This is a genomic window from Streptomyces sp. NPDC060028 (assembly GCF_042736725.1).
Lineage (GTDB): Bacteria > Actinomycetota > Actinomycetes > Streptomycetales > Streptomycetaceae > Streptomyces.
This window is the reverse complement of record NZ_JBHWVJ010000093.1, coordinates 1-4,274: the sequence shown is the minus strand read 5'-3', so window position 1 is coordinate 4,274 and position 4,274 is coordinate 1. Positions and strand designations below refer to the sequence as shown.

Annotated in this window: 4 protein-coding genes and 1 pseudogene; 2 read left to right on the top strand and 3 right to left on the bottom strand. The window is 77.8% G+C overall.

Annotated elements, in window-relative coordinates; translation table 11 throughout:
• Window positions 1-258, bottom strand: a pseudogene (locus ACFWBF_RS31665) (hypothetical protein); the annotation flags it as partial.
• A gap of 85 nt (window positions 259-343) precedes the next feature.
• Here ACFWBF_RS31665 and ACFWBF_RS31660 point away from each other — a divergent pair.
• Window positions 344-841, top strand: coding sequence for an HAD domain-containing protein (locus ACFWBF_RS31660; RefSeq protein ID WP_385607942.1), 498 nt, complete (start codon window positions 344-346; stop codon window positions 839-841).
• A gap of 10 nt (window positions 842-851) precedes the next feature.
• Window positions 852-1,265, top strand: coding sequence for a hypothetical protein (locus tag ACFWBF_RS31655; protein ID WP_385607940.1), 414 nt, complete (start codon window positions 852-854; stop codon window positions 1,263-1,265).
• A 3-nt stretch (window positions 1,266-1,268) separates the two neighbouring features.
• Here ACFWBF_RS31655 and ACFWBF_RS31650 read toward each other — a convergent pair whose 3' ends face one another.
• Together ACFWBF_RS31650 and ACFWBF_RS31645 are read right to left on the bottom strand one after the other, a co-directional pair.
• Window positions 1,269-3,134 carry a hypothetical protein gene (locus ACFWBF_RS31650; RefSeq protein WP_385607939.1) on the bottom strand — a complete coding sequence of 622 codons (1,866 nt, stop codon included), beginning with the start codon at window positions 3,132-3,134 and terminating at the stop codon, window positions 1,269-1,271.
• On the bottom strand, window positions 3,131-4,274 hold a 1,144-nt coding region (locus ACFWBF_RS31645; protein WP_385607937.1), incomplete at its 5' end, for a VWA domain-containing protein. The genes ACFWBF_RS31645 and ACFWBF_RS31650, both read right to left, overlap by 4 nt.

Below are 4,274 nucleotides of genomic sequence, written 5' to 3'. Positions count from 1 at the left end.
GGGACCCGGAGTGCCGGTGTCCTCGTCCGTCGGCGGGCCCGCGTAGGCGCCGGTCTCCTGGTCCGTCGGAGGTCCGGCGGTCCCGCCCGGCTGCTCCTCGGTCGCCGCGCCGACGCCGCAGGTTTCCTTGCCCGGGCTCGCCGCGGGGGCCGGCCCCGCCGCCTGGCCCGCACGCGTGCTCCCGCAGGCCGCGAGCGCGGCGCACAGAAGCCCCGCCAGTGCCGTTCGCCCGACCAGGGCAGCAACGGTGGTCGTCATGGTTGTCCCCCTCGTCCATCTCCCCCATGGAGAGGTGTTCGACCCGCTCTCGGTTCCCTCCCCGCCGGACCGATACCGTGCCGCCGTGACCGGTCCCGCGCAGCAGCTCCCCTTCCTGTTCCTCGATGTCGACGGCCCGCTGATCCCCTTCGGCGCAGAGGGGTACCCGGCGTACGGGCCCCCGGGCGCGCACGCCCATCCCCTGCTCACCCGGGTCGATCCCGCGCTCGGGCCCCGGCTGGCGGCACTGCCGTGCGAGCTGGTGTGGGCCACGACGTGGATGCAGGACGCCAACGAGTCCCTCGCGCCGCTGCTCGGGCTGCCGCAACTGCCCGTGGTGGACTGGCCGGAGCCCTCCGCCGAGGACGGGGCGGGCGGGACGCACTGGAAGACCCGTACCCTCGTGACCTGGGCGGCGGGCCGGCCCTTCGCCTGGGTCGACGACGAGATCACCGGCGCGGACCGCGCCTGGGTGGCCGCCCACCACCCCGGCCCGGCCCTCCTCCACCGCGTCGACCCCCGACTGGGCCTGCGGGAAACGGACTTCGCCGCTCTCGAGGCGTGGCTGCACGGGGGCTGGTAGCGTCCGGCCGATGGACGCTCACCCCTGGGAGACGTACACCCGGTCGCCCCTGCGCGCCGGCTTCGCCTATCCGGTGGGCCAGACGGCGGTCGAGGCAGAACTCCGGGCCGCCGGCCTGCACGTGGAGTGGCTGCATCTCAGCGGCGCCGAGCCGAAGCACTGGGCGGAATGGGGACCGCTGGTCCACGCGTACTGGTACGCGAACAGCCGGCCCAAGTGCGGCGGCAGGGCCGGCCTGAGCCTGAGCTCCGTTCCCTCCGGTCAACGGACCCTCGTCCGGGAACTGTTGCTGGAGGGCCTGCTGCAACAGGCCTGCCAGTGGCTGACCCTCAGCGCCCGTCATCCCGGTTCGGGCTGGGCCACCACCAGCCGCAACTGGCGTGCCGGCCTGCGCGACGGCGAGGTCACCATCACGCAGTGGTAGCCCTCAACCGCCCGCGGCCTCGCCGGTCCAGGAGGCCGCGACCAGCATCCGCTCGGCCGCGGCGAGGTGCGTGGCGGCCGCGAGCCAGGCCCACGCGTAGCCGTCGGCGGACGGATCGGCCAGCCGGCCGAAGGCGTCGCGCGGGCGGTGCGCGGCCTCGGCGGCGAGGGCGGTGGCCAGTTCCGCGGCCGAGCCGAAGCCGGCCCGGCGCAGCGGGGTCTGGTCGAAGCCCTCGGCGACCGCGCGGCGGCCGCCCGCGACCCCGGTCTCCAGGAGCCGGCGGACCCGCCACAGCGGGGAGTCCGCGAGCGGGTCCGGTCCGGCGGCGGCGAGGGGGCCGGGCGCGGGGCGCGGCGGCGGGAAGTGGCCGCCCTGGAGCCGGTCGTAGCCCAGGTCGGCGCGGCCGAGCCATTCCTCGGGGAAGCGCAGCGTGTACTCGGCCCCCGGTACGGGACCGACCGCGAGCGGGCGCAGGGTGGCGGCGCGGTCCAGGTCGGGGCGGCCCAGGATGCGCAGCGCGAGGCCGGGACGGTCGGCGAGCCGGCGCAGGTTGACCGCGTGCGGCAGCTCCGGGTGGGGGTGTGCGGGCCGCAGCCGGAGCAGGGGGGCGCCTGGGCGCGGTTCGCGGACCAGCAGGTCCTGGCCGGCCGCTGCGACGACCACGGCGTCGCAGCCGAGGAGTGCGGAACCGGCCTGTTCGGCGGCGGAATCGGATCCGGCCGCGGCGGCGGCCGCCAGTTGCCCGGCCACGGCCTGCGCCGCCGGGCGCGCGAAGAGCGCGGCGGCCGGCTCCTCGGTCCAGGGGATGCCGCGGAGCGGGGTCGCCTGGACCCCGCGTCCGGCGCCGAGCCGGCCGTCCGGGGAGACCGTGGCTCCCGCGATGCGCAGGCCCCCGCGGGCGAGCCCGGCGTGGTCGAGGACGGCGCCGCCGAGCGCGACCGAGGCGGAGCCGGCGCCGCGGGCGCGGGCCAGGCCGCCTGGGCGGACGTCGGCCACGGAGTAGCGGGAGCCGTCGGCGCCGAGCAGGTGGGTGACCACTCCCCCGTAGCCGGTCGCGGCGAGCACCGGCTCGCGGCACAGGCCGTACGTCCGCAGGCTGCCGCCCGGCTCGTACGGGCGGCGGGCGCTGCCCGTCAGTGCCGGATCGGCCGCGCCGGAGGCGAGCAGGGCGGCGGTGTGCAGCAGGTCACGGAACGCGGCGGTGAGATCGGGCAGCCGCTGGGCGGCACTGCGCTCCCGGGCGGCCCGCAGGCCCCGTACGACCCGCAGGGCGGCGGCCTCGGCGCGCGGCAGCCCGGCGAGGCGCGCGGTGTGCGCGGCGCGCAGCAACTCGGCCTGTACGACGGCGCCCGCGGCCGTGACCCCGGCGGAGAGGGCCTGCGCGGCGGCTTCCCACACCGCGGCCGCGGCGACGGCCCGCGCGGGGTCGACGGCAGCGCCGGCCGCATCGGGCGCGGCGACTCCGGCGGCCCCGGCCGGGGCCGAGGCCGAGGCTGAGTCCGGGACTGCTGAGTCCGGGGCCGAGGCCGGGTCCGAGGCCGGCTGCGGCTGCGGCTGCGGCTGCGGATCCGTCGCGTCCGCCAGCGGGGCCGCGCCGAGCACGGCCGCCCGGTGGAGGCAGCGGGGCGCCAACAGGCAGCTGCACACGGCCTGTTCGGCTCCGGTGACGGCGCCCCCGGGGCCCGGGCTCAGCGTGACGACGGCGTCCTCGCCGAAGCGGACCGTGACCTGTCCGTCGGCCGTCCGGGTGGCGCCCGCGGCGCAGCCCTCGATGGCGGCGTCGAGCTTCTTGCGCAGCCGGGCGGTGAGGTTCTCGACGGCTTCGGCGAGCACCTCGGGGGCGACGGGGGGCAGTGTGGTGCTGGTCAACGGGGTTCTCCACGGAGGCGGTCGCCCACCCAGCGGGCGAGGGCGAGCGGGCTGAGGGCGGCCACCGGCATGCCGGCGGCGACGAGTTGCTGCGCGACCGGGACCGAGTACCGGGGCGCGCCCGCGTCGTCGAGTGCGGCGCAGCCCAGCAGTTGGGCTCCGGATGCGGCCAGCGCCCGTACCTCGCCCAGGAGTCCGCCGATCGGCGCGCCCTCCTCGAAATCGCTGACCACGACGACGAGGGTGCGGCTGGGCACGGTGATCAGGGTGCGGGCGTGCGCGAGGCCCGCGGCGATGTGGGTGCCACCGCCGACCCGTACCTCCAGCAGCAGCGAGAGCGGGTCGTCGACCCGGTCGGTGAGGTCGACGACCTGGGTGGAGAAGGCCAGGAAGTGGGTGGACAGGGTCGGGACCCCGCCGAGGACGGCGGCCGTGAGGGCCGACCAGATGACGGAGGTCTCCATCGAGCCGGACACGTCGACCACGAGGACGAGCCTCCAGTCCGCCTCGCGGCTCGCCCGGGTGCTGAAGACGGGCCGCTCCGGGACGACGACCACGCTGCCGTCGTCGCGGCGGCGGGTGTGGGCGAGGTTGGCCCGCAGGGTTCGGGCCAGGTCGAGCCGGCCGCCCGGGCGACGGGTGGGGCGCGGGGTGGCGAGTCCGGACAGGGCCGGGCGCAGGCGGGTGGCGAGCTCCTTGGAGAGCTCGTCGACCAGCCGTTTCACCAGGGGGCGCAGCCGGGCGAGCCGGGCTTCGGGCATGCCTCCGGCGAGCGAGAGCACCGAGCTCAGGAGTTCCACGGAGGGGCGTACGGAGGCCGGGTCGAGCTCGCCGATCACGTCGGTGCGGCCCGCCTCGGCGGCGCGGGCGAGCACCTCTTCCCGTACGTCGGTGCCGAAGAGGGCGGCCAGTTCCTCGGACCACTCCCGGGCGGTCGGGAACGAAGCCTCCTGGCCCCCGCCCGGGCCGGTGCCGAGATCGCCGGCGCCTTCCCCCCGGCCGGCGCCGTACAGCTCGTCGAGTGCGTGGGCGTAGCGGCGGGCGCCGGCCGGGAGCAGGTCCTGCCGGCGGCCGAGCAGCAGGCGCCAGCGGTCGGCCGGGGCGATCCGGCGGGCCCCGCCGTCCGTCGCGGCCGGCCGC

Excerpts from the sequence above, each read along its gene's own strand:
- ACFWBF_RS31655 (WP_385607940.1), top strand. The coding sequence starts at position 852 with ATGGACGCTCACCCCTGGGAGACGTACACCCGGTCGCCCCTGCGCGCC.